Source organism: Pontibacter saemangeumensis, assembly GCF_039541895.1.
GTDB lineage: Bacteria > Bacteroidota > Bacteroidia > Cytophagales > Hymenobacteraceae > Pontibacter > Pontibacter saemangeumensis.
On the sequence record NZ_BAABHC010000014.1, the window covers coordinates 233,681 to 254,114 of the forward strand.

The window sequence follows — 20,434 nt, forward strand, 5'->3', positions numbered from 1 at the left end:
GCCATCTGCTTATATATTGCTTGCGCAGCCTGCTTTTCAGGGCCCTATACAAAGCTAAAAAATAAAAAAGCTTCTGCAAGGTTGCAGAAGCTTTCTATCATTGTCAGCCATATAGGGCGGCTTATTCTTTACCGATCGGGTAGTAGGCTTTCAGGCCATCCGGGTATACACCCGCTATGTAGACTACGCCGCTATCGAAGTTCTTCAGAAGCTTCTCCACATCGGACGGTTCCTCCACCGGGTATTTGTCGATCTTGGTGATGATAAAGCCATCTTTCATACCTGTTTCACGGAACTTGCTCTTGGCCACACCATCGATTTTTGCACCACCGGTAATGCCCAGCTTCGACATTTCCTGTCTGCTTACCGGCTCAAAGGTTGCCCCGTCAAATGTGATAGGCTCCGCCTTACTGCGCTTCACAAGCTCTGTGCTGTTGTTCAGGTTCTTCAGCGTCACCTTTGCGGTCTTTTCCTTGCCGTCGCGCAGGTACGTCACCTTTACTTTGTCGCCGGGGCGGTAGCGAGCGATCTGCTCCAGCAACCGGGAAGACTTGGGTACATTCACATCATTGATCGCTGTGATCACGTCTCCTCCCTGCAGGCCGGCCTCTTTGGCCCCGCTGTTCTCAGACACGTCTATGATGTACACCCCATTCATGGTTTTGATATTCTTCTCTTTGGCAAGCTCAGCATCTATCTCACTGATTCTGGCACCGAGCAAAGCGCGCTGCACCTCACCGTACTTCAGGAGGTCATCTACCACTTTGCTTACGATAGAAGACGGCACGGCAAAGGAGTATCCGGCAAAGGACCCGGTTTGGGAGGCGATGGCCGTGTTGATGCCCACCAGGTCACCGTTAAGGTTCACCAGGGCGCCGCCTGAGTTGCCCGGGTTCACGGCAGCATCCGTCTGTATGAAAGACTCAATGCTCATGTCGTTGGCGCTGGTGCGCAGAATGTTGATGTTACGGCCTTTGGCGCTCACGATACCGGCCGTCACGGTAGAGGTCAGGTTCATCGGGTTGCCCACTGCCAGCACCCACTCGCCTATCTGCAAATCGTCGGAGTTACCGTAGCGGACAGTAGGAAGTTTGTCGGCGTCTACTTTCAAAAGGGCAATATCGGTAGTCGGGTCTGTCCCCACGAGTGTCGCGGTCATGCTGCGCTTGTCATCCATCACCACTTCAATCTTGTCGGCCTTGTCGATCACGTGGTTGTTGGTGACGATATAGCCGTTAGAGGCAATGATCACGCCGGAGCCGGAGCCCATCTGCGGACCGCGGGGCACACGTTCGCCAAAGCCGCTGCCGTCGCCAAAGAACTCCCGCAGGAAGGGGTCCATGGGGCCGCTGTAGCGCTCGCCTCCGCTATTGCCGCTGTACTCTGTCTTTACGTGTACTACTGCCGGGGTCGACACCTGTGCTGCCTTCACAAAGTTCAGGCCCTCGGGCACGATGGTATTGCTGCTGCGCATCTCGCTTGTATAGCGCACGTTGGGGTACTGCTGTTGTTCTGTAGAAACTACTTTCTCATCTTCCAACAGTTTGTAGCTGCCCACCGCCACTCCACCGCCCATAACGGCAGAGAGCGCAACACCAAGAATAAACTGTTTAGTCTTCATGTAATAGGATTTATGCTTTGAAGTATATATTAACGATTTTATATATGTATAATAACGCCTCTTTAGTATACGATAGTATGAATAAAGGAGATAAGTATCATATTCATATATGTTTGTTAACAAAAAGGAGGCCAAACTCATGGCCTCCCTCTTTCATTCAAGCTTGCTCAGTTTTATGCCTCGGCTTTTTTTGATTTGCCGTTATCAACGTTTGCTGTACCCCTTTGCTCTACCGGCTTCACTTTGCCCTTGTTGCCGGAACCGGAGGAGATGTTGATCTGCCGCTTCATGGTTTTATGCACGTCTTTCGGCACGAATACCTGCAGCACGCCGTCCTCGAAGTGCGCCGAGATCTTGTCAGGGTCCACCTTGTCAGGCAGGTAAAACGATCTGCTGAAGGCCCCGTACTGCGTCTCGATCATGTGATAACGGCGTCCGTCCTCTTTTCGCTCGAACTTACGCTCCCCGGATACCGTCAGTTTGCCTTCCTGGAAATCGATCTGTAAGTCCTCAGGCTTCACGCCTGGCAGCGCCAGTTCCACCTCAAATCCCTTGTCTGTTTCGCTGGCATCCGCACGCGGGGTAAAGTCTGATAGACTGCGCGTGTTTACAGACTCATTGAAGAACCTGTCTAACATAGAACTAAACGAATTCGGCATATTCTCCTGTATGCCGTTATACCTGCTCAGTGCCATTTTATACCTCCTTTTTATTTAGTTAAACTTCTTTACTAAGCAAGGGAGTAAAAAATGTGCCAGCTGCTTTATACAGCTATTTCATGAAAAACTGTCACTTTATATATAATTCAATCTACTATATTACTGACTGTTTAGCAGTTAGTATAAGTTAATAGGTAATACTGGCAGTGTCAGGCGCCTTGTTAAAGGTGTACTTGATCTCCAGCCCCACTACCGGCGAAATGCGGTTCCGCTTGGTGGTATAGCCTTCTTCCACCAGTTGCTCCTGCTCATCGTATACCGGCGGCACCAGCACATAGTAATAGTCAGTCTGGCGCATAAAATAGGGCGTAACCCGCAGCTTTTCCGTCAGCTCCCAGGTCAGGTTCAGGCGCAGCCGCGTACGGTCTACCCGGCGCTCCTGGTTGTGCACGCCTTCCTCCTCGCTGAAGTCTGCCAGCAGCATAGCTTCGTAACTCAGGCTTGGCGTCAGAAACCTGCCCCGCAGCGGGATGCGCTTGCCCAGATCGGCGGACAGCCTGAAACGGCCCAGCGCGTTCTGGTCCTGCTGGTTCATATACTCTGCCATCACCTGCTTGTTGAAAAACAGGCCGCGGATGTTGCCGCTGTGGCGCAGGAACAGGCTGTAGAAGGAGCTTTTCGGGAAATCCTCGGCGGCATACCGGAACATGGTCCCGCCCCGCCAGTGCTCTGACAGGGCATGCTCGTATCCGAGCGACAACTCTATGCGCTCAAACCCGCTCAGCGGGCCGCTTGATGTAAGGTCGTTGTAGCGCCCATCGGTATTAACGCGGTACTGATTCCGGAGAAACAGCAGCCCGTCATCGCCCACCCCGTAGCTTACCTGCAGTTCCGGCCATATGGCGGCGGGGCTGCTAACCTTGCTTTGGGCCTGCGCCAGGAGGGGCAATGCCAGCAGCATTAAAAAGTAAAGTTTTTTCATTCGGTCTCGGTTTGTCCGTTCTTTTGCCCAAGCAGGCTTATCACACTGAAGAGGATATGGCTCTCCCATTCATCAAATTCTATTCTTTTGTTCTGCTCCGGGTTGCGCCTGTTGTAGAGGGCAAAATATTCCTCGTACTCTTTCACCGCCACGTCCGGCCACTCCGTCAGCTGCCCGTCACTTGCAAAGTAGGCGCCATCCGCCGTTAACCACACGCCGCAAAGCCGCAAATCCTGCTTCTCGGCGAACTCCTGCATATAGGCCTCCTCTATATCGCTGAAGTAGTGCTCCCACATATAGTCGGTGATGCTGTCATAGGCATCCTGGTAGGTGCTGTTCTGCCCGAAGTAACTGACGAACCTGATCTTGAGGATGCCGTTTTCCCTTGTCCGTATGTCAATCCTGAAATCGCAGCCAACGTAAAACCGGTACCATATAATCCAGCTCATGCTGTGCTTTATATCCAGGATGTCCTCTTTGCTGACCCTGGTGAAGCGTTTTTCGTCGAACTCCCTGTTCTCGTACTCCAGGTAGGCCGGGCTGAGGCGCAGCGTGCGTTTGCTGCCCAGCAACCCCGTTGCCAACCGATAGGTCAGGTGGTTTCCGGCAGCCTCCATCCCCCCGAAGCTACCTGTTCGCCTCCAGTTCCTGCAGCGCCACGTAAGCCATCAGCCCCATGCCTGTCTCCAGCGCGGCTTCGTCAATATCGAACGTAGGCGTGTGTACCGAGGAGATGATGCCGCGTGCCTCGTTGCGGGTGCCGAGGCGGTAGAAACAGGCGGGCACCTGCTGCGAATAATACGCAAAATCCTCCGCTCCCATCCACAGGTCCAGGTCTACCACGTTTTCTGCGCCAAGATAGGCTTCGGCGGCGGCGCGTGCGCGCTCCGTCAGGTCCGGGTCGTTGAGCAGGAAAGGGTAGCCGTTCTTGATGTCGATCTCGCAGGTGCCGCCCATGCTTTCGCAAAGACCCTTCGCCAGTTTCCGAATGCGTTGGTGCGCCTCTTTGCGCCACGCCTCGTTCATCGTCCGGAAGGTGCCCTCAATCTTCACCTCGTCCGGAATCACGTTTGTGGCTCCCCTGGCCTCCACTTTGCCGAACGAGAGCACCGACGGCACCTTCGGGCTGGCGTGGCGGCTCACGATCTGCTGCATCGCCACGATCAGGTGGGAGGCGATCAGCACGGTGTCTACGTTCAGCTCCGGCATGGCCGCGTGGCCGCCCTTGCCTTTCACGGTGATATAAATCTCGTCGGCGCTGGCCATATACATCCCGGACCGGAAACCGACTTTGCCCGCCGGCAGCATCGGGAACACGTGCTGCCCCACAATCTGCTCCGGGGCCGGGTTCTGCAGCACGCCCTCCCTGATCATGATGGAAGCGCCGCCCGGAAACTTCTCCTCCCCCGGCTGAAAGATCAGCTTGACGGTGCCTTCAAACTCGTCGCGCAGGTCCTGCAGGATGCGGGCCGCGCCCAGCAGCGAGGCCGTGTGCACATCGTGCCCGCAGGCATGCATCACGCCTGCACGCTTCGATTTATAAGCCACCTCGTTTGCCTCCACAATGGGCAGGGCATCCAGGTCGGCGCGCAGCGCAATGGTTTTCTTTTCCGGGTTTCTGCCTTTCACCAGCGCCACCAAGCCCGTTTCAGCCATGGCTACCGGCTTTAGGCCATAGCTTTCCAGCACCTGTCTCACATAGGCGGCCGTTTGGTGCTCCTCAAAAGAAAGCTCCGGATTGGCATGTATATGGCGGCGCACCTGCACCGTGTCGGGCGCATAGGCATGGGCGAGTTCTTTTACTTTGGCTACGGTTTGCAATGTACAGTCTCTTTAATATGTAAATTCACGTTCCTCCCACAGACAGACAGCCTGTTTATATATGATTTTGCGTCAGGTATCAGATCAGCTATATATATAGCGCTGCCGTTCCGGAAGAAATTTATATATCCCCAGCGTGCTCCTGCCCCGGGCAATGGGTGTATTTAAATTCAACCGGAACCCGGAAACGCGAAACGTAAGGAAAGGTACTAAAAAATAAAAGACGTTGCGCCCATCATTACGGCCGCAACGTCTTTTTGTGATTTATATATAGCGCGCAACAAGAAAGCACACGAATGCAGGATCCATTGCCCTGCTACCTCTGTCGGCTTCCTTTAGTAGGATTTGTTGATGTTGATCTGCTCCTGCACGATCTGCGCATTCGGGATGAGGTCGGCGAGCTGGTTCAGCACCTGCTGCGCCTCGATGCGGCTGAAAAAATCTCCTACCTTCAGCCTGAAGTTCGGCTGCTGGTAGGTCAGGTAGTCTTTCTCCTCCGGCACGCGCGCAATGATGGATTTGCGCAGGTTCATCACCGTCTGGCGCTCCGAGCCGTTGTAAGCCAGTATACGGTAGCCCTGGGCATACTTAATGTTCTTGTTCACGCTGGCCACCGTATCCATCAGCACCGCCACCCTGTCGTTCACATGGTGCGTCGGCTTCACGCTGGCGGCGGGCGCAGTGGCGTCTGCTGTCGGGTATCTGGGGCGGTATATGCTCAGGTCTTCTGTTACCTCCGCTCGGGCAGCTGCTTTTTTATCGGCACCTCCTCCACCAATCCTGTCTTTTATAGAGGCACAGGCCGTGCCAAACACCAAGGCCAGCGAGAGGAGGAGACTAAGAAATCTGTTCATGGGATACGATTTTAACACTGGCAGAACAGCCTAACCTGTCGGCACCAGCCTTGATTAACGCTTCGGCATCGGCAATGGTTTTTATACCGCCGGAGGCCTTGATCTTCATATGGCTGGGGAGCACGCGGCGCATCAGCTTTATATCATCCAGGGAGGCGCCGCGCGCGGCAAAGCCGGTGGAGGTTTTCACGTAATCCGTTTCTGCGGCCACACAGATCCCGCACGCTTTCTCGATTTCCTCCGGCGTCAGCAGGGCCGTCTCGATGATCACCTTCAATTCTGCCTCGTGCATATGGCATAATTTAGCTAGGTCGCCCAGCTCGCTCTCCACCTCCTCGTATTTCTCTGACTTAAAGGCAGAGATATTCATCACCACATCTATTTCATTCGCGCCATCGGCAATGGCTTGGTGCGTCTCCAGGAACTTGACCTTGGCGTGCTGGTAACCGAGCGGGAAACCCACGACCGTCGCCACCTTCACCAGCGATCCCGGCCCCAAGCGCTCCTTGGCCAGCTGCACGTAGCAGGGGGCCACGCACACTGCCACAAAGCCATATTGCCGGGCCTCGTCGCACAGTTGCGCCACCTGCGCCGCGGTGGCGTCCGGGCGAAGTTGCGTGTGGTCTATATAGGCAGCAAGCTCTTCTGCAAGCATAGTTAACAGTTAAAAGATAAAGGACATAACATAGGGCTTGCCCTCATGTTACATCCTTTACACTCTTATAATTTATTTCATACGGCCAGCACTATATATGCCGACTAAGCTAGCGCTATTTCTCCTCGAGCAGCACGCAGCGGTTGTGGATCAGGTCGTCTTCCACTGTTTTGAACTTCACGTCCTTCAGCACGCGCCCGTCCATGTACTGCACGTTCACGCGGTCGTTGCGGCCGGCCACCTTGTGCGAGTGAGCCGGCATGATTCTTTCCGGCTCCGGCGTTTGCGCCGTGGTATGCCCCGCCTGGTCTTCCAGCGATGAGTGCACTTCCTGCTTCTGCTCTTTCAGTACCGGCGGTTTCGGGGCCATCGGCGGCTTTATGGGCTGCTGCATCTGCGGCGACGGGGCCTGAACCGGTATATAGGCATGGAACAGGAACTGGATCGTCTGCTCGTTCACCTTGCCTATCATACGTTTAAACAGCTCAAACGACTCAAACTTATAGATCAACAGCGGATCTTTCTGCTCATACACCGCATTCTGCACGCTCTGCTTCAGGTTGTCCATCTCACGCAGGTGCTCCGTCCAGGCCTGATCGATGGTGCCCAGCGTGATGATTTTCTCCATCGCGCGGATCAGCTCCGCCCCATGCGACTCATACGCTTTCGTAAGGTTCGCCACGGCGGCCAACTGGCGCTTGCCATCGGTAAATGGCACGGCCACGTTCTCGATCATCGGCCCGCGGTTCTGGTGAATGTCGGAGATGATCGGATACGCCTGCTGTCCGATCTGCTTGTTCTTCTCTATATAATGGTTCAGGGCCTGGTTGTACAGGCGCTCGGCCAGCTGGTTGGCCTGCACGCTCCTGAACTCCTCTTCTGTGATAGACGCCTCGATACCGAACACGCGCAGCACATGCAGCTGGAAGTTCTCGTAATCGTTGATGTTCTTGTAGCTCACCACCACGTCCTCGCTGATATCGTAGATCATGTTCCAGATATCAAGTTCGAGGCGCTCTCCGTACAGGGCGTTGCGGCGGCGCTTGTACACCACCTCGCGCTGTGCGTTCATCACGTCATCGTACTCCAGCAGGCGCTTGCGCTGCCCGAAGTTGTTTTCCTCCACTTTCTTCTGCGCACGCTCAATGGAGTTGGTGATCATGGAGTGCTGGATCACCTCGCCTTCCTCCAGCCCCATGCGGTCCATGAGGCGGGCGATGCGGTCAGAGCCGAACAGGCGCATCAGGTTATCCTCCAGAGAAACGAAGAACTGCGAAGAGCCCGGGTCTCCCTGGCGGCCGGCACGACCACGCAACTGGCGGTCTACGCGGCGCGACTCGTGGCGCTCTGTACCCACAATGGCCAGGCCACCGGCGGCTTTCGATTCAGGGGCAAGCTTGATATCGGTACCACGGCCGGCCATGTTGGTGGCAATGGTTACGGTGCCGGGCTTTCCGGCCTCGGCCACGATCTCCGCCTCTTTCTGGTGCATTTTGGCGTTCAGTACCTGGTGCCTGATCTTGCGCAGCGTGAGCATGCGGCTCAGCAGCTCCGAAATTTCCACCGACGTGGTACCCACCAGCACCGGGCGGCCTATCTCGGTCAGCTCCACGATTTCGTCGGCTACGGCGTTGTATTTCTCACGGACGGTTTTATATACCTTGTCGTGCTCGTCTTTTCGCTGGATGGGCTTGTTGGTAGGAATCACCACCACGTCCAGCTTATATATATCCCAGAACTCGCCGGCCTCTGTCTCGGCCGTACCCGTCATGCCAGACAGCTTGTGGTACATGCGGAAGTAGTTCTGCAGTGTAACGGTGGCGTATGTCTGGGTGGCATCCTCCACCTTCACGTTCTCCTTCGCCTCGATGGCCTGGTGCAGGCCATCTGAATAGCGGCGGCCCTCCATCACACGGCCTGTCTGCTCATCCACAATCTTTACTTTGTGGTCTGGCGTCACGATATACTCCGTGTCTTTCTCGAACAGGGTATAGGCCTTCAGCAACTGGTTAATGGTGTGGATGCGCTTTGATTTCTCCTGGAAGTCGGCGATCAGTTGCTCTTTGGCATGGAGCTGCTCTTCATGCGAGCGCGATTTATCGTTCTCGATGTTGGCGATCTCCATGCCGATATCCGGCATGATGTAGAAGTTCGGGTCTTCGCCCTGGCCCGTGATCAGGTCAATGCCTTTCTCCGTCAGCTCAATCTGGTTGTGCTTCTCGTCGATGGTGAAGTAAAGCGGCTCATCGGCTTCCGGCATCATGCGGGAATTATCCTGCAGGAAGTGGTTCTCGGTTTTCTGCATGATGGCGCGGTTACCGGTCTCGCTCAGGAACTTGATCAGCGGCTTGCTCTTAGGCAAACCACGGTAGGCGCGGAACAGCGACAATCCGCCGTCCTGGGTATTGCCTTCCTTGATCAGGCGCTTCGCCTCCGTCAGGAAACCGGACACAACTTTGCGCTGCGCCTCCACCAGCATCGCAATGCGTGGCTTCAGCTGATAGAATTCGTGTTCGTCGCCGCGTGGCACGGGGCCGGAGATGATCAGCGGCGTACGGGCATCGTCAATCAACACGGAGTCTACCTCATCGACCATCGCGTAATGGTGCTTGCGCTGCACCAGGTCCTGCGGCTCCCGGCTCATGTTGTCGCGCAGGTAATCGAAGCCGAACTCGTTGTTGGTGCCGTAGGTGATGTCGGCGCGGTAGGCCTTGCGGCGGGATTCGGAATTGGGCTGGTGCTTGTCGATGCAATCGATAGACAGGCCATGGAACTCGAACAGCGGCGCCATCCACTCCGAGTCACGCTTGGCCAGGTAGTCGTTCACGGTCACCACGTGCACCCCGCGCTTGGCAAGGGCATTTAAATAAGCAGGAAGGGTTGCCACCAGTGTTTTACCTTCACCTGTCGCCATCTCGGCAATCTTGCCCTGGTGCAGCACCACCCCACCGATCAGCTGCACATCGTAGTGCAGCATGTCCCAGGTGATCTCGCTCCCGGCAGCCATCCACCTGTTCAACCAGATGGCCTTGTCGCCTTCAATCTGCACGTTTGGCTTGCGGGCGGCCAGCGCACGGTCCTCGTCGGTGGCGGTCACCACCATTTGCCCGTTTTCCTTCCAGCGGCGGGCAGTTTCCTTCACAACGGCAAAACCCGTCGGCAGCACCTCCATCAGCACGCCTTCCAACTCCTTGTTCCGCTCCTTCTCCAGTTCGTCTATCTCGGAGAAAATACTCTCTTTCTGTACGATGTTCAGGTTTGTCTCTTCAGCGACGCGCTTGTGCAAGGCAGCGATTTTATCGTCAGTGGGCTTCAGCCGCTCATCTATGATGCCTTTGATTTCCGCCGTTTTCTGGCGAAGCTCGTCATCGGAGAGGCTGCTCAGCTTCACATATTCTTCATTTATTTTGGATACGTAGGGTACAACCTCTTTAATATCTCTGTCGGATTTGGTTCCGAATAGTTTCGCAACGGTTTTACCGAAAAAATCAAACATCTGTATGTATCTCTTTTATAAAAATCCTCTGTTCGCAATATCGTCAAAAATAAGCTGTTTTTCCGACATATTTGATGTACTGCGCTAAAACAGTACCAGAATAACAGTCCTATGGCGCACCTGCCAAATTTACCGACAAGGGCTTGCGATTTCTCTATTCCTTCTCCTGCCGTGTAAAAGGCTGTGCCACTACCTTTAACATGTGGCATAGTGGCAGAAGTTCGGACTTGGCCGCGAATTGTTTTTCGCTGATCATGCAGAGAATCGGCTTGGCTACTCACCCCGATCCATATAGAGCCAGATTCTATAGAATCATCCCCGTGCAGACTTTTCGTTTGGAGGCTTTTAATGCCCTTTAACAGCATTCCTTCTCAGCTCAAACCTGATCTCGCCGTTCTCTTCTACCCCCGTCGCTGCCCAGCCTGCTTTTCTGTAAAACGCTTCGGCACGGGTACCGGGGCCTGTTGACAGCCACAGCCCGTCTTGCCCGGCAGCAAAGCTCCAGGCCACCATCAGGTCATGCAGCTTTCTGCCAATCCCTCTCTTCTCGAATAGCGGGTCCACAAACAGCGCCCATATATTCGCCTGTGTCAGGTCCACGATGGCGAAGCCTACCACTTCCCCTTCGGCCTCGCAAACCCAGCCAGCGCCTTTCTCCTGCAGCATCTCGCGGCATATGGCGTGGGTCACCTTCGCCGGGTCTGACAACCTGTTTTCGCGCACGGCCATCCGCACCCGGAACATCCCGTCTATATCTGCTTCTATAGCTTTTCTGAAAATCATTGCGGCTTAGTTACCAAAATGAAGGCGTGTAATCGCCTAAAACACCCGCTGAAACTCCACCACATCCTGCCAGCCGTCGGGGGTGTGCAGCCAATCTCTCCGGATACCGACTTTTTCAAACTCCGCTTTCTGGAAAAGGTTGATGCTGGCGAGGTTAGTGGCCGTAACGGTGCAGTAGACCTGGTGCAGTTGCAGCGTGTTCTGGCAGTAATTAAGCAGCAGTTGGAGCGCCTCGCCGGCATGCCCGTTGCCCCGGTGCGGGGCCATCACCACCACGCCCACACCTGCCCGCTGGTGCAGCGGGTCGAAGTCGAAGAGGTCGATGGCCCCGACAGCTTCGTGCGCCGGGTTGCATATCACCAGGCGCAGCTGCTTTACCGTGTATATATCGAGGGTGGCGTTTTCGAGGTAGGTTTTCAGCACCGCCCGCGAGTAGGGCGTGAGGGTGTTGCCGACGTGCCAGACGGCGGTGTCGTTTTCGAGGCCATACAGGAATTCCAGGTCCGTTGGCTCCAAAGCTCTCAGATAGGTATTTTCGGAACTTAGAAACACGCAGGCCTGGAGTTTAGGGTTGCTTTATATCTGTTGTATTTGCGGCAAAGGGACGGAGCCGGAGAAAACCTGCTTGGCAGGCCCGATCAGGAAAATATATTTAAACCCGTCGCCGGTTTGCTCAAAGGCCACCTCCAGTTCACCGCCCAGCGTCTTCACTTTCACCGGGCTTTTGAAGCCTTGCAGACCGGCCACCAGCGCAGCGGCGGTTACGCCCGTGCCACAGGAGAGCGTTTCGTCTTCCACGCCCCGCTCGTAGGTGCGCACAAAAATCTCATCTTCTGAGATTCGCTCCACAAAGTTGACGTTCGTGCCCACGGCAGCGAAGCGGTCGTTGTAGCGGATGGCGCGGCCCTCTTTATATACGTCCAGCTCCTGCACATTCTCCACGAAGCGCACATAATGCGGCGAGCCGGTGTTCAGGTAATAGTCCTGCCCGATCTGCTCCACTGATTTCACGTCGTGCATCTTCAGTTGGATGAGGTCGCGCTCCACGCTGGCCTGGTGCTCGCCGTCGGCGGCCAGGAAACAGGCCACGTCCTCGATCACGCCCAGTTGCCGCGCAAAGCGCACGGCGCAACGCGCGCCGTTGCCGCACATAGACCCTACCCGGCCGTCGGCGTTATAATACACCATCTCGAAGTCGTAGTCGGGGTGGTCCTGCAGCAGGATGAGCCCGTCGGCGCCCACGCCGGTGCGCCGGTCGCAGAGTTGCTTCACCAGCGCCTCGTCGTCTGTGGGGAAATTGTGTTTACGATTATCGACCATCACGAAGTCATTGCCCGTGCCCTGGTACTTATAAAAGGTTATTGCCATATAGGTGTAACAAAAAAATCAGCGACTGCGTGCAATTTTTTAGGCTCAGCGGATAGTCGTACTTTTGCCGCCAACCGACACACAGTCAGAAATAAACCACAAAGATATGTATTCCTTTCTTACAACAGAAAACTGGGCCGACTATGAATTAATAGATTCCGGAAATTTCGAGAAACTGGAGCGTTTCGGTCCATATTATGTGGCGCGCCCTGAGCCTCAGGCCATTTGGGACAAGCACCTGCCGGAGCAGGAGTGGCAGCGGATGGCGCAGGCGGTGTTTACCCGCGACAAGAACAGCACCGAAAAAGGCCAGTGGCAGCTGAAGAAAGGAATGCCCGAGCAGTGGCACATCGGCTATATATACAACGACCTGAAGCTGCGTTTCCGGCTGGGACTGTCCTCTTTCAAGCACGTGGGCCTGTTCCCGGAACAGGACAGCAACTGGCGGTTTATATATGACACCACCCGCAAACTGAAGACTCCGCAGCCCAAGGTACTTAACATGTTTGCCTATACCGGGGCCGCCTCGCTGGCCGCCAAAGCCGCCGGGGCTGACATCACGCACCTCGACTCGGTGAAGCAGGTCAACTTCTGGGCCCGCGACAACATGGAGGCCAGCAACCTCGACAACGTGCGCTGGGTGGTGGAAGACGCCATGAAGTTCGCGCGCCGCGAGGTGAAGCGCGGCAACACCTACAACGGCATCATCCTGGACCCACCCTCCTACGGCCGCGGCCCGAACGGCGAAAAGTGGCAACTGGAGAACGAACTGAACGAGATGATCAAACTGTGCCGCGAGCTGCTGGACAAGACCGATTATTTCCTGCTCATCAACCTCTACTCCATCGGCTTCTCCGCCATGATCCTGGACAACCTGATGCGCGACACCTTCGGGGAGCAGGTGCAGCACGAGGAACTGGGGGAGTTATATCTCCACGACAGCGGCAACCGAAAGCTGCCGTTGGGGACGTTTTTCAGGTTTAGTTCGGTGGGGAGGTAGACTATTTATATAGCTATCCATATGTAGAATGTACAGTAGCTTGATATCGTTTATTCATCTACATATGATTTATAGGCATAGTAAATATGTATAATAGTTATTTACCACATTTAACAAACTCAAATGAATCTTTGGATATACTCTTCGGCCATAGAGATACATAAAACAGCTTGCTCATTAGTTCTATTTGGAGCAGAAACACTTAAGAGAGCTAAAGTCATAAAGGAAATTAACATACTTGAAGACATTCACTACGGTCTTGGGTACGGTAGAATTCATTCTGACTCACCTGTCATATCTGAATTCTTTTTTGAATACCTAATTGACTCCATCAAAATTCTTATTTTTTTCGAGAATTATATGAAAGCAGAACTCATGATGAAGGGGATATGCGTTCATAAATTGAATGGTGGCATTCCTGCTTTTACTAGATTAGCCAAAGAACAGTTCAGGCGGCCAATTAGGCTTGATGAAATCGACAAAATCCAACCATTTCAAATAGAAGAAGAATTTAAAGTAATACAACATCAAGCTATTAGAGAAACAACCTTAGGCTATAGTGAATTGACTAAATCGTTTAATTACTTAAACCACTATGAAATTGATAGTAGTAAGTTGGAGTTTATATCTCAAATAAATAAAACTCGGAACAGATTACATTTTAATAACTCTATTGATTTTGAACTTACTGAAGAATTTATCTCTAATATTAAAGCGGTCAATCAATTTGCAGATGATATGATTAATAAATTTTTGAACTGGTACAGCAACAAATGAATATCGAAATGAAAAGTTTTATGCGCTATCTAACTGAAGCCATGGCTGGAGTATATATTAGCCGTGACTAATAGTAGTTAGTAACTTGTAAATAAACCTCCGTCTGACAACATAACTAAACCCCGTACGCTACTTTATATATCCCATATATCCTCCCCTTATGACCAAACGCTTTGCACTCATCGACATGGGCACCAACACGTTTCACCTGCTCATCACGGAAGTGGATGAAAGCGGAAAGCAGCAGGAACTTATCAGAACTACCGCACCCGTGCGGCTAGGGCAGGGCGGCATCAGCAACGGCTCCATCGCACCCGCGGCATATGAGCGGGCGCTCAGGACACTCCGGGATTTCAGGAAGCAGATCGATGAGCACGAAGTGGATACGGTGCGGGCCATGGCCACCAGCATGGTGCGTAACGCGGCCAATGGCGACGACTTCATCAAAGACATCTACAAGCAAACCGACATCCGGGTAGAGGTGATCGACGGCGACCGGGAAGCCGAGTTTATATATTACGGTGTGCGGGCTGCGGGCGTGCTGGACGAAAAGACGGCGCTGGTGATGGACATTGGCGGCGGCAGCGTCGAGTTTATCCTCTGTAACAAACAGGAGATCTTCTGGAAGCGCAGCTTTGAAATCGGGGCGCAGCGCCTGATGGATAAGTTCTTTCAGCAGGACCCCATTTCCCCGGAAAACATAGCAGCAGAGAAAGCCTTCCTGCAGGACAAGCTGCAGCCGCTTACCGAAGCCGTGGCCATATATAAACCGTCCGTTTTGGTTGGCTCCTCCGGCACTTTCGACACGCTCTGCGACATCGATGCCCTCCGCAAAGGCGACACCAGCCGCCAGCAAAAACAGCCAGCCGCTTCAGCTGTAGCCATATATGATTTCTACCAGATCCACCAGGACCTGCTGCGCAAGAACCATGAAGAACGGCTTGCCATACCGGGCATGCTGGAGATGCGCGTGGATATGATCGTGCTGGCCAGCATCGCCGTGGACTTTGTGCTGGAGCAGTATCACCTGCAGGAAATCCGGGTGTCGGCGTACGCGCTGAAGGAAGGCGTGCTGCAAAAGGTGCTGCAGGAGGAGGGGTTGTAATGATCCTTATTTTCTTCCGCTCTATATACATCCACCCCTGCCCCTCCTTGCCTAAACCCCTCTTGTAGGGAAAGATATATATTGCATGCCGCAAGTATAGCGACCGCGCAAATGTGGCTATATAGGAGGCCAGTTTGTAAAGGCAAACGCATTTTACAGGAAGGCCTTTACAAAATGGCTACCATAGACCACCACCTTGACCGCTTCGCTAAAACTGGCGATATATAATCTTGATCTATAGCCGCTGCTTCAGTTTGAATGGCTGCCTGTTTTCCCCCTACAAGATGATGTCCAAGGAGGGAGTCCTTTTCAATTCAGGCATGATACATTATCAGAATTTCCCCCACTCATACACTGCCTCGCTCACAAGGGGATATATAAATCGGGCTTTGGTTTGATATTTTGTTAATTTGCCGGCTCTACCGGAGAATTATATTTATGCATTCCTACAAACAACTCTTCAACTTCACCCAAGAGGTTTTCCTGCAGATGGGCTGCCCGCCCAACGATGCCAAACTGGCTGCCGAAGTACTCTTAGAGGCCGATTTACGGGGCGTGGATTCACATGGCGTGGCCCGCCTGAGCGGCTATGTGCGCCTGTGGGAGGCCGGCCGCATCAACCCGAAGCCGAACATGCGCATTGTGCACGAAACCCCCAGCACCGCCACCGTTGACGGGGACGCCGGGCTGGGACTGGTGATCGCTCCCAAGGCCATGGACATTGCCATTGAGAAGGCAGCCAAGGTAGGCACGGGCTGGGTGTCGGTGAAAAACTCGAACCACTTTGGCATTGCCGGCTACCATGCCATGGAGGCCCTGTCGTCGGATATGATTGGCATCGCCATGACCAATGCCTCGCCGCTGGTGGCCCCCACTTTCTCCACAGACCGCATGCTGGGCACCAACCCTATAGCAGTAGCCGTGCCAACTCAAAGGCAGCCGCCTTTCGTAGCCGACTTCGCGACCGCCTCTGCCGCCAACGGCAAGCTGGAGATTCTGCAGCGGAAAGAGAAAAAGGCACCTGTGGGCTGGATACAGACAAAAGAGGGGGAACGCTCGACCAACGCCAACGAACTGAAGGATGGCGGCGCTTTGCTTCCGCTGGGCAGCGACAGAACGCACGGCAGCCACAAAGGCTACGCGCTTGCCGCTATTGTCGATATTTTTTCGGCTGTGCTGTCCGGCGCTAATTATGGCCCGTGGGTGCCGCCGTTTGTCAGTTTCCTGCCAGTCGCAGACAACTTGCCGGGTGAGGGTATCGGCCATTTCCTAGGAGCCATGCGCATCGATGCGTTCCGGCCGGCTGATGAGTTTAAGGAGCATATGGACAACTGGATCACAGCCTTCCGAAATGCGAAAGTGAAAAAAGGCGAGAAAGCCGTTCTGATTCCAGGAGACCCGGAGCGGGAGATGACGGAGAAGCGCCTGAAGAAGGGCATCCCGCTGCTGCCACCCGTGGAGCGCGACCTGGAGCAACTTGCCAAGCGGTTCAGCATACAATTTTAGCATATATGGCAGACACCGCTACGGCCAGGTTTTTTAGGGGGATAGGCGTAGGCTCGGCCAACAGAAGCATCCTGATGATGGTGGTATCCTGGTTCCTGAACGTGCTGTGGCTGGGTCTGAACTATTTTTGGAGATTTGCATCGGTCGAGGTGTTGCTGGCAATACCGGTGCTGCTGCTGCTATATGCCCTGCTGGCGCTGGTGGCGTACACCTACTGGGGTGTGCGGGAGGTGCAGGAAAAAGACGCGCCTTACGCCAACGTGATGGTAGGGGTGATTGTAGCCGTCACGCTGCTCTACTTCAACTACAACCTGCTGCAGTTCGTACTGGGCGTGTTGAATTGAGACGTAATACCAGTATCGAATAGGTTTCGCATATCAATCCAACCAGCCTTGCCCCTCCTTGTCCAAGGAGGGGCAAGGCTGGTTGGACACGATAAGTTCCGCACCTGCAGTAAAAGCAAAAGCGCCGGCAGTTTACCTGCCGGCGCTTTTCATATATAAAGCCATATATAAAAATGGCAATCTTATTCTATCTTCTTACCGGACATAGCTTTCTTAATAGAAATCTGCATCACGCGCTCGGCAAAAGGACTTGTCTGCGCCTCCAGCACATCCACGGCACCGTAGATGGCGTCCTTGTCGCCGCCTGCGGCCAGCACATCCCGCAGGTGCTGCAGGTTCTTGTGCGTCAGCGTGATCTCCTCCTCCGTCAGGTGTTCCCCATTCTTCTCCACGAAGCGCTCTACCTGGTACAGCATCTGCTCGGCGGTGCTGCGTGCTTCAATCTGCATCCGCGCCGTCACGTCGTCTTTGGCGTGCGTGATAGAGTCCATCAGCATCTGCTCCACCTGCGCATCGGTCAGGCCATACTGCGGCTTCACCTCCACTTCCTGGCGCGTGCCGGAGCGGAGCTCTATGGCCTCCACCTTCAGGATACCGTCTGCGTTCAGGATAAAGTTCACATCCACCTTCGGGAAACCTGCCGGCATGGCCGGTATGCCCTTCAGGTCGAACTCTGCCAGCTTTCGGTTCTCTTTCACCAGGTCCCGCTCGCCCTGGTACACAGATATCTTCATGTTCACCTGCCCGTCTACCGAGGTGGTGTACTGGCGACCTGCTTTGGTGGGTATTTTAGAGTTCCGGGGGATGATCGGGTCCATGAGGCCGCCCATGGTCTCGATGCCCAGCGTGAGCGGCGTGACGTCCAGCAACAGGATATCCTTCCTGTTCCCGGCCAGAATGTCGGCCTGGATGGCGGCGCCCAGCGCTACCACCTCGTCCGGGTTCAGCGAGTTGTTCGCCCGCTTCCCGAAAAACTCTGACACGGCCTCGTATACCATCGGCACCCGCGTAGAGCCGCCCACCATGATCACGGCGTCTATCTGCTCCGGCGTCAGCTTTGCGTCGCGCATTGCCTGGCGGCAGCTCTGGATCGTTCTTGCCACAATCGGGGCAATCAGGGTCTCGAACGTGTGGCGCTCTATATGGCACTCAATGGTGCCGTTGATGCTGCTGGTATATACCTCCTGCGCACTCAGCGCTATTTTAGCCTCTTCCGCCTTCAGGCGCAGCTCCTGCGACAGGTTCTTATCCTGGTTCACCGTATCGGCGATCAGCTCATTCTCCTGAATCCAGTGGTTGATGATAGCCCGGTCAAAATCGTCGCCGCCGAGGTACGTGTCGCCATTCGTAGACAGCACCTCGAAGATGCCCTGGTGGATGCTCAGGATTGAGATATCGTACGTGCCGCCGCCCAAGTCATATACCGCCACTGTTTTCTCCTCGTTCGGGTCGATGCCGATGCCATAGGCCAGCGCGGCCGCGGTGGGCTCGTTCACGATGCGCAGCACCTCCAGCCCGGCCAGCTTGCCGGCATCGCGGGTGGCCTGCCGCTGCGAGTCGTTGAAGTAGGCGGGCACCGTGATCACGGCCCGGTTCACGGGTGTTTTCAGGGAATGCTCCGCCCGCTCGCGCAGTTCCTTCAGTATGTCCGCCGACAGCTCGATGGGGGAATAAAACCTGTCCTGCACGCGTACTTTCACCAGCCCCTCGCTGTCGTCGTCTATGATCTTGTAACCGAAATAGTCTTTGTGATCGCCCAGGTCTTTATAGGATTTACCCAGCAGGCGCTTTACGGAGTAGATGGTGTTGGCCGGATCGGTGATGAGGTATTCTTTCGCCTCGGTGCCCACAATCGTTTCGCCATTTGGCGTGAAATGCACCACTGACGGCACGATGGTCCCGCGGCCCTGGTCGTTGATGGCGATGGGTCTCTTGTCTTCAGGATGGATATAGGCCACCAAGCTGTTGGTCGTTCCTAAATCTATGCCTACTATCACTTCGGCCTGCTGAAGCGCGCCAGTAGAAAGGTTTATTGCAACTTTTGCCATAGTATCTTTTATTACGTGAGGCCACCACGGTATAGCGGTGGCACATGGGCACAAAGTTACGAAATTTTGAGCAGCTTAACCGGAGGTTCACATCCCGCCGAGGTACTGCCCTACATCCAGAAATAGGAAAGGATAGCTCAAGCGATACGTCCCACAGGATAGGGGCGGGACAGGCACCACAGTCTGCGAAAAGAATTGTCGGCAAGCCTTGCTATAGCCAGAAAAAAGAACCGGAGCTTTTAAGTTAGCTCCGGTTCTTCTGTTTATCTATAAGCCCATTTCGTCGGCGCTTGGTCCGTAACTGCCGGGAATCGGGATGTTAAGCAGCCGCAAAAACACCCCCAGCTGCGCCCGGTGATGGATAGTCTGGGCAAGGGCGTGGCGAATAGTTTCATACTTTGTTAAAGTCATATATACCTCTTCGCCATTGCGCAGGCTCCAGGCTTCTTCCAGTTTAGCTTCGGTAGCCTGCTCCAGATCAGCTTTTGCTTTAGCAAGGTTTTTCTCGAAAAGCGATTGCAACTCCGCTGTGTTGCTTACATCACCCGGGTTATACGGGTCTGCCGCAAAGTCGAGGTAATCGGTTGTAGTGGCCAGCGTTATCCAAGTAGGCAAATCCGCAATGTGCAATGACAGTTCTTTCACAGTCATACTTTTAGGATGCGGCTTCCAGTCATATTTATCGTCTGGTACAACAGCCAACATCTTGCGCGTTGTAGTAGCTTCTTGCTCTAATTCCTTCAGGAGCAGGTCAATGATTTTCATAGGTTTACTTTGTTTGGTTTACAAAGCAATATTACTAATTATTTTAGTATACAACTAACATATATAGCAAAATATTCTTTGAATTTCCACATATACCAATGGCGGTAAACGAAATAAGTAGAGGGAAATGATGACTGGCTAAGCGACAGCCTTGTTAGCGGCGTTTCTGCACCTCTGATAACTCCCAACTACGCATAAAAAGGTATTCGGCACGCCAGCCATGATGACAATCTCCAACTTTCCGAGCGTCCGATGCCTTATCTTTCTACCAACCTTTCTAATATTGATTTCTGCTGCGTATGGACAGTTTTGATTGTAGTTGTAGTCAAGAGTACAGGTACATTTGCTACTCTTCCTGCGGCACAATAATGAACACGTCTTCGTTGGGGCGCTTCATCAGGTATTTTTCGCGGGCGAATTTCTCCAGCAGCTTCGGGTCGCTCATGAGTTCTTTCCGGTCTTTCTGCACTTCCTCCATTTTCGTCAGGTAATGCTCCTTCTCCTCCTCCAGGTTCATCAGGGTTTTGTTCATCTGGTACTGCGTGATAAAATCGTTTGAATCGAAAAACAGCATCCAGACTAAAAACAGGAAAGAGGTGATGAAGTAGAAATTTCGGAAGATTTTAGGAATGCGTTTGTACATAGCGGTA

General features: G+C 53.8%; 19 protein-coding genes. 5 read left to right on the forward strand and 14 right to left on the reverse strand.

Going from position 1 to position 20,434, the window contains the following annotated elements; translation table 11 throughout:
• Positions 1-121: 121 nt before the first annotated feature.
• The 11 genes from ABD920_RS11530 to dapF form a co-directional block, all read right to left on the reverse strand.
• Positions 122-1,621 (reverse strand): Do family serine endopeptidase, encoded by a 1,500-nt coding sequence (locus ABD920_RS11530; RefSeq protein ID WP_345159145.1) that lies wholly within the window; start codon positions 1,619-1,621, stop codon positions 122-124.
• Positions 1,622-1,794: 173 nt separating this feature from the next.
• A complete protein-coding gene (locus tag ABD920_RS11535) occupies positions 1,795-2,316 on the reverse strand; it encodes an Hsp20/alpha crystallin family protein (protein ID WP_345159147.1) in 522 nt (173 codons plus the stop codon).
• Positions 2,317-2,467: 151 nt separating this feature from the next.
• Entirely contained in the window at positions 2,468-3,262 is a 795-nt protein-coding gene (locus ABD920_RS11540) for a DUF2490 domain-containing protein (RefSeq protein WP_345159148.1), read from the reverse strand.
• Positions 3,259-3,879: a hypothetical protein gene (locus ABD920_RS11545; RefSeq protein ID WP_345159150.1), complete on the reverse strand. Its 621-nt coding sequence runs from the start codon at positions 3,877-3,879 to the stop codon at positions 3,259-3,261. The genes ABD920_RS11540 and ABD920_RS11545 overlap by 4 nt, the downstream gene beginning before the upstream one ends.
• A 10-nt stretch (positions 3,880-3,889) precedes the next feature.
• On the reverse strand, positions 3,890-5,083 hold the full coding sequence (locus ABD920_RS11550; protein WP_345159152.1) for a M20 metallopeptidase family protein: 1,194 nt from the start codon (positions 5,081-5,083) through the stop codon (positions 3,890-3,892).
• A 335-nt stretch (positions 5,084-5,418) separates the two neighbouring features.
• Complete coding sequence (locus ABD920_RS11555; RefSeq protein ID WP_345159153.1) at positions 5,419-5,937, reverse strand: sporulation protein; 519 nt, start codon at positions 5,935-5,937, stop codon at positions 5,419-5,421.
• Complete coding sequence (gene deoC, locus ABD920_RS11560; protein ID WP_345159155.1) at positions 5,921-6,592, reverse strand: deoxyribose-phosphate aldolase; 672 nt, start codon at positions 6,590-6,592, stop codon at positions 5,921-5,923. Before deoC ends, ABD920_RS11555 begins: the two co-directional genes overlap by 17 nt.
• 115 nt (positions 6,593-6,707) lie before the next feature.
• Positions 6,708-10,088 (reverse strand): preprotein translocase subunit SecA, encoded by a 3,381-nt coding sequence (gene secA, locus ABD920_RS11565; protein WP_345159156.1) that lies wholly within the window; start codon positions 10,086-10,088, stop codon positions 6,708-6,710.
• Between the two features lie 345 nt (positions 10,089-10,433).
• Entirely contained in the window at positions 10,434-10,871 is a 438-nt protein-coding gene (locus ABD920_RS11570) for a GNAT family N-acetyltransferase (protein WP_345159158.1), read from the reverse strand.
• Between the two features lie 36 nt (positions 10,872-10,907).
• Entirely contained in the window at positions 10,908-11,387 is a 480-nt protein-coding gene (locus ABD920_RS11575) for a GNAT family N-acetyltransferase (RefSeq protein ID WP_345159160.1), read from the reverse strand.
• A 60-nt stretch (positions 11,388-11,447) separates the two neighbouring features.
• Positions 11,448-12,239, reverse strand: a complete 792-nt coding sequence (gene dapF, locus ABD920_RS11580; protein WP_345159162.1) for a diaminopimelate epimerase — start codon at positions 12,237-12,239, stop codon at positions 11,448-11,450.
• Between the two features lie 106 nt (positions 12,240-12,345).
• Between dapF and ABD920_RS11585 the strand changes: the two genes are divergently transcribed.
• From ABD920_RS11585 to ABD920_RS11605, 5 genes are all read left to right on the forward strand, one after another.
• Complete coding sequence (locus tag ABD920_RS11585) at positions 12,346-13,239, forward strand: class I SAM-dependent methyltransferase (RefSeq protein ID WP_345159163.1); 894 nt, start codon at positions 12,346-12,348, stop codon at positions 13,237-13,239.
• A gap of 360 nt (positions 13,240-13,599) precedes the next feature.
• Positions 13,600-14,016, forward strand: coding sequence for a hypothetical protein (locus ABD920_RS11590; RefSeq protein WP_345159165.1), 417 nt, complete (start codon positions 13,600-13,602; stop codon positions 14,014-14,016).
• Positions 14,017-14,176: 160 nt separating this feature from the next.
• A complete protein-coding gene (locus tag ABD920_RS11595; protein ID WP_345159166.1) occupies positions 14,177-15,121 on the forward strand; it encodes a Ppx/GppA phosphatase family protein in 945 nt (314 codons plus the stop codon).
• 438 nt (positions 15,122-15,559) lie between these two features.
• Positions 15,560-16,627: an Ldh family oxidoreductase gene (locus ABD920_RS11600; RefSeq protein ID WP_345159167.1), complete on the forward strand. Its 1,068-nt coding sequence runs from the start codon at positions 15,560-15,562 to the stop codon at positions 16,625-16,627.
• 5 nt (positions 16,628-16,632) lie between these two features.
• Positions 16,633-16,971: a hypothetical protein gene (locus ABD920_RS11605; protein WP_345159169.1), complete on the forward strand. Its 339-nt coding sequence runs from the start codon at positions 16,633-16,635 to the stop codon at positions 16,969-16,971.
• A 182-nt stretch (positions 16,972-17,153) separates the two neighbouring features.
• Here the strand turns inward: ABD920_RS11605 and dnaK are convergent, their stop codons facing one another.
• The 3 genes from dnaK to ABD920_RS11620 form a co-directional block, all read right to left on the reverse strand.
• Entirely contained in the window at positions 17,154-19,019 is a 1,866-nt protein-coding gene (dnaK, locus tag ABD920_RS11610) for a molecular chaperone DnaK (RefSeq protein WP_345159170.1), read from the reverse strand.
• A 267-nt stretch (positions 19,020-19,286) separates the two neighbouring features.
• Positions 19,287-19,784, reverse strand: a complete 498-nt coding sequence (locus tag ABD920_RS11615; RefSeq protein ID WP_345159172.1) for a DinB family protein — start codon at positions 19,782-19,784, stop codon at positions 19,287-19,289.
• Between the two features lie 346 nt (positions 19,785-20,130).
• Positions 20,131-20,427 (reverse strand): FtsB family cell division protein, encoded by a 297-nt coding sequence (locus ABD920_RS11620; RefSeq protein WP_345159173.1) that lies wholly within the window; start codon positions 20,425-20,427, stop codon positions 20,131-20,133.
• Between the last annotated feature and the right edge of the window lie 7 nt (positions 20,428-20,434).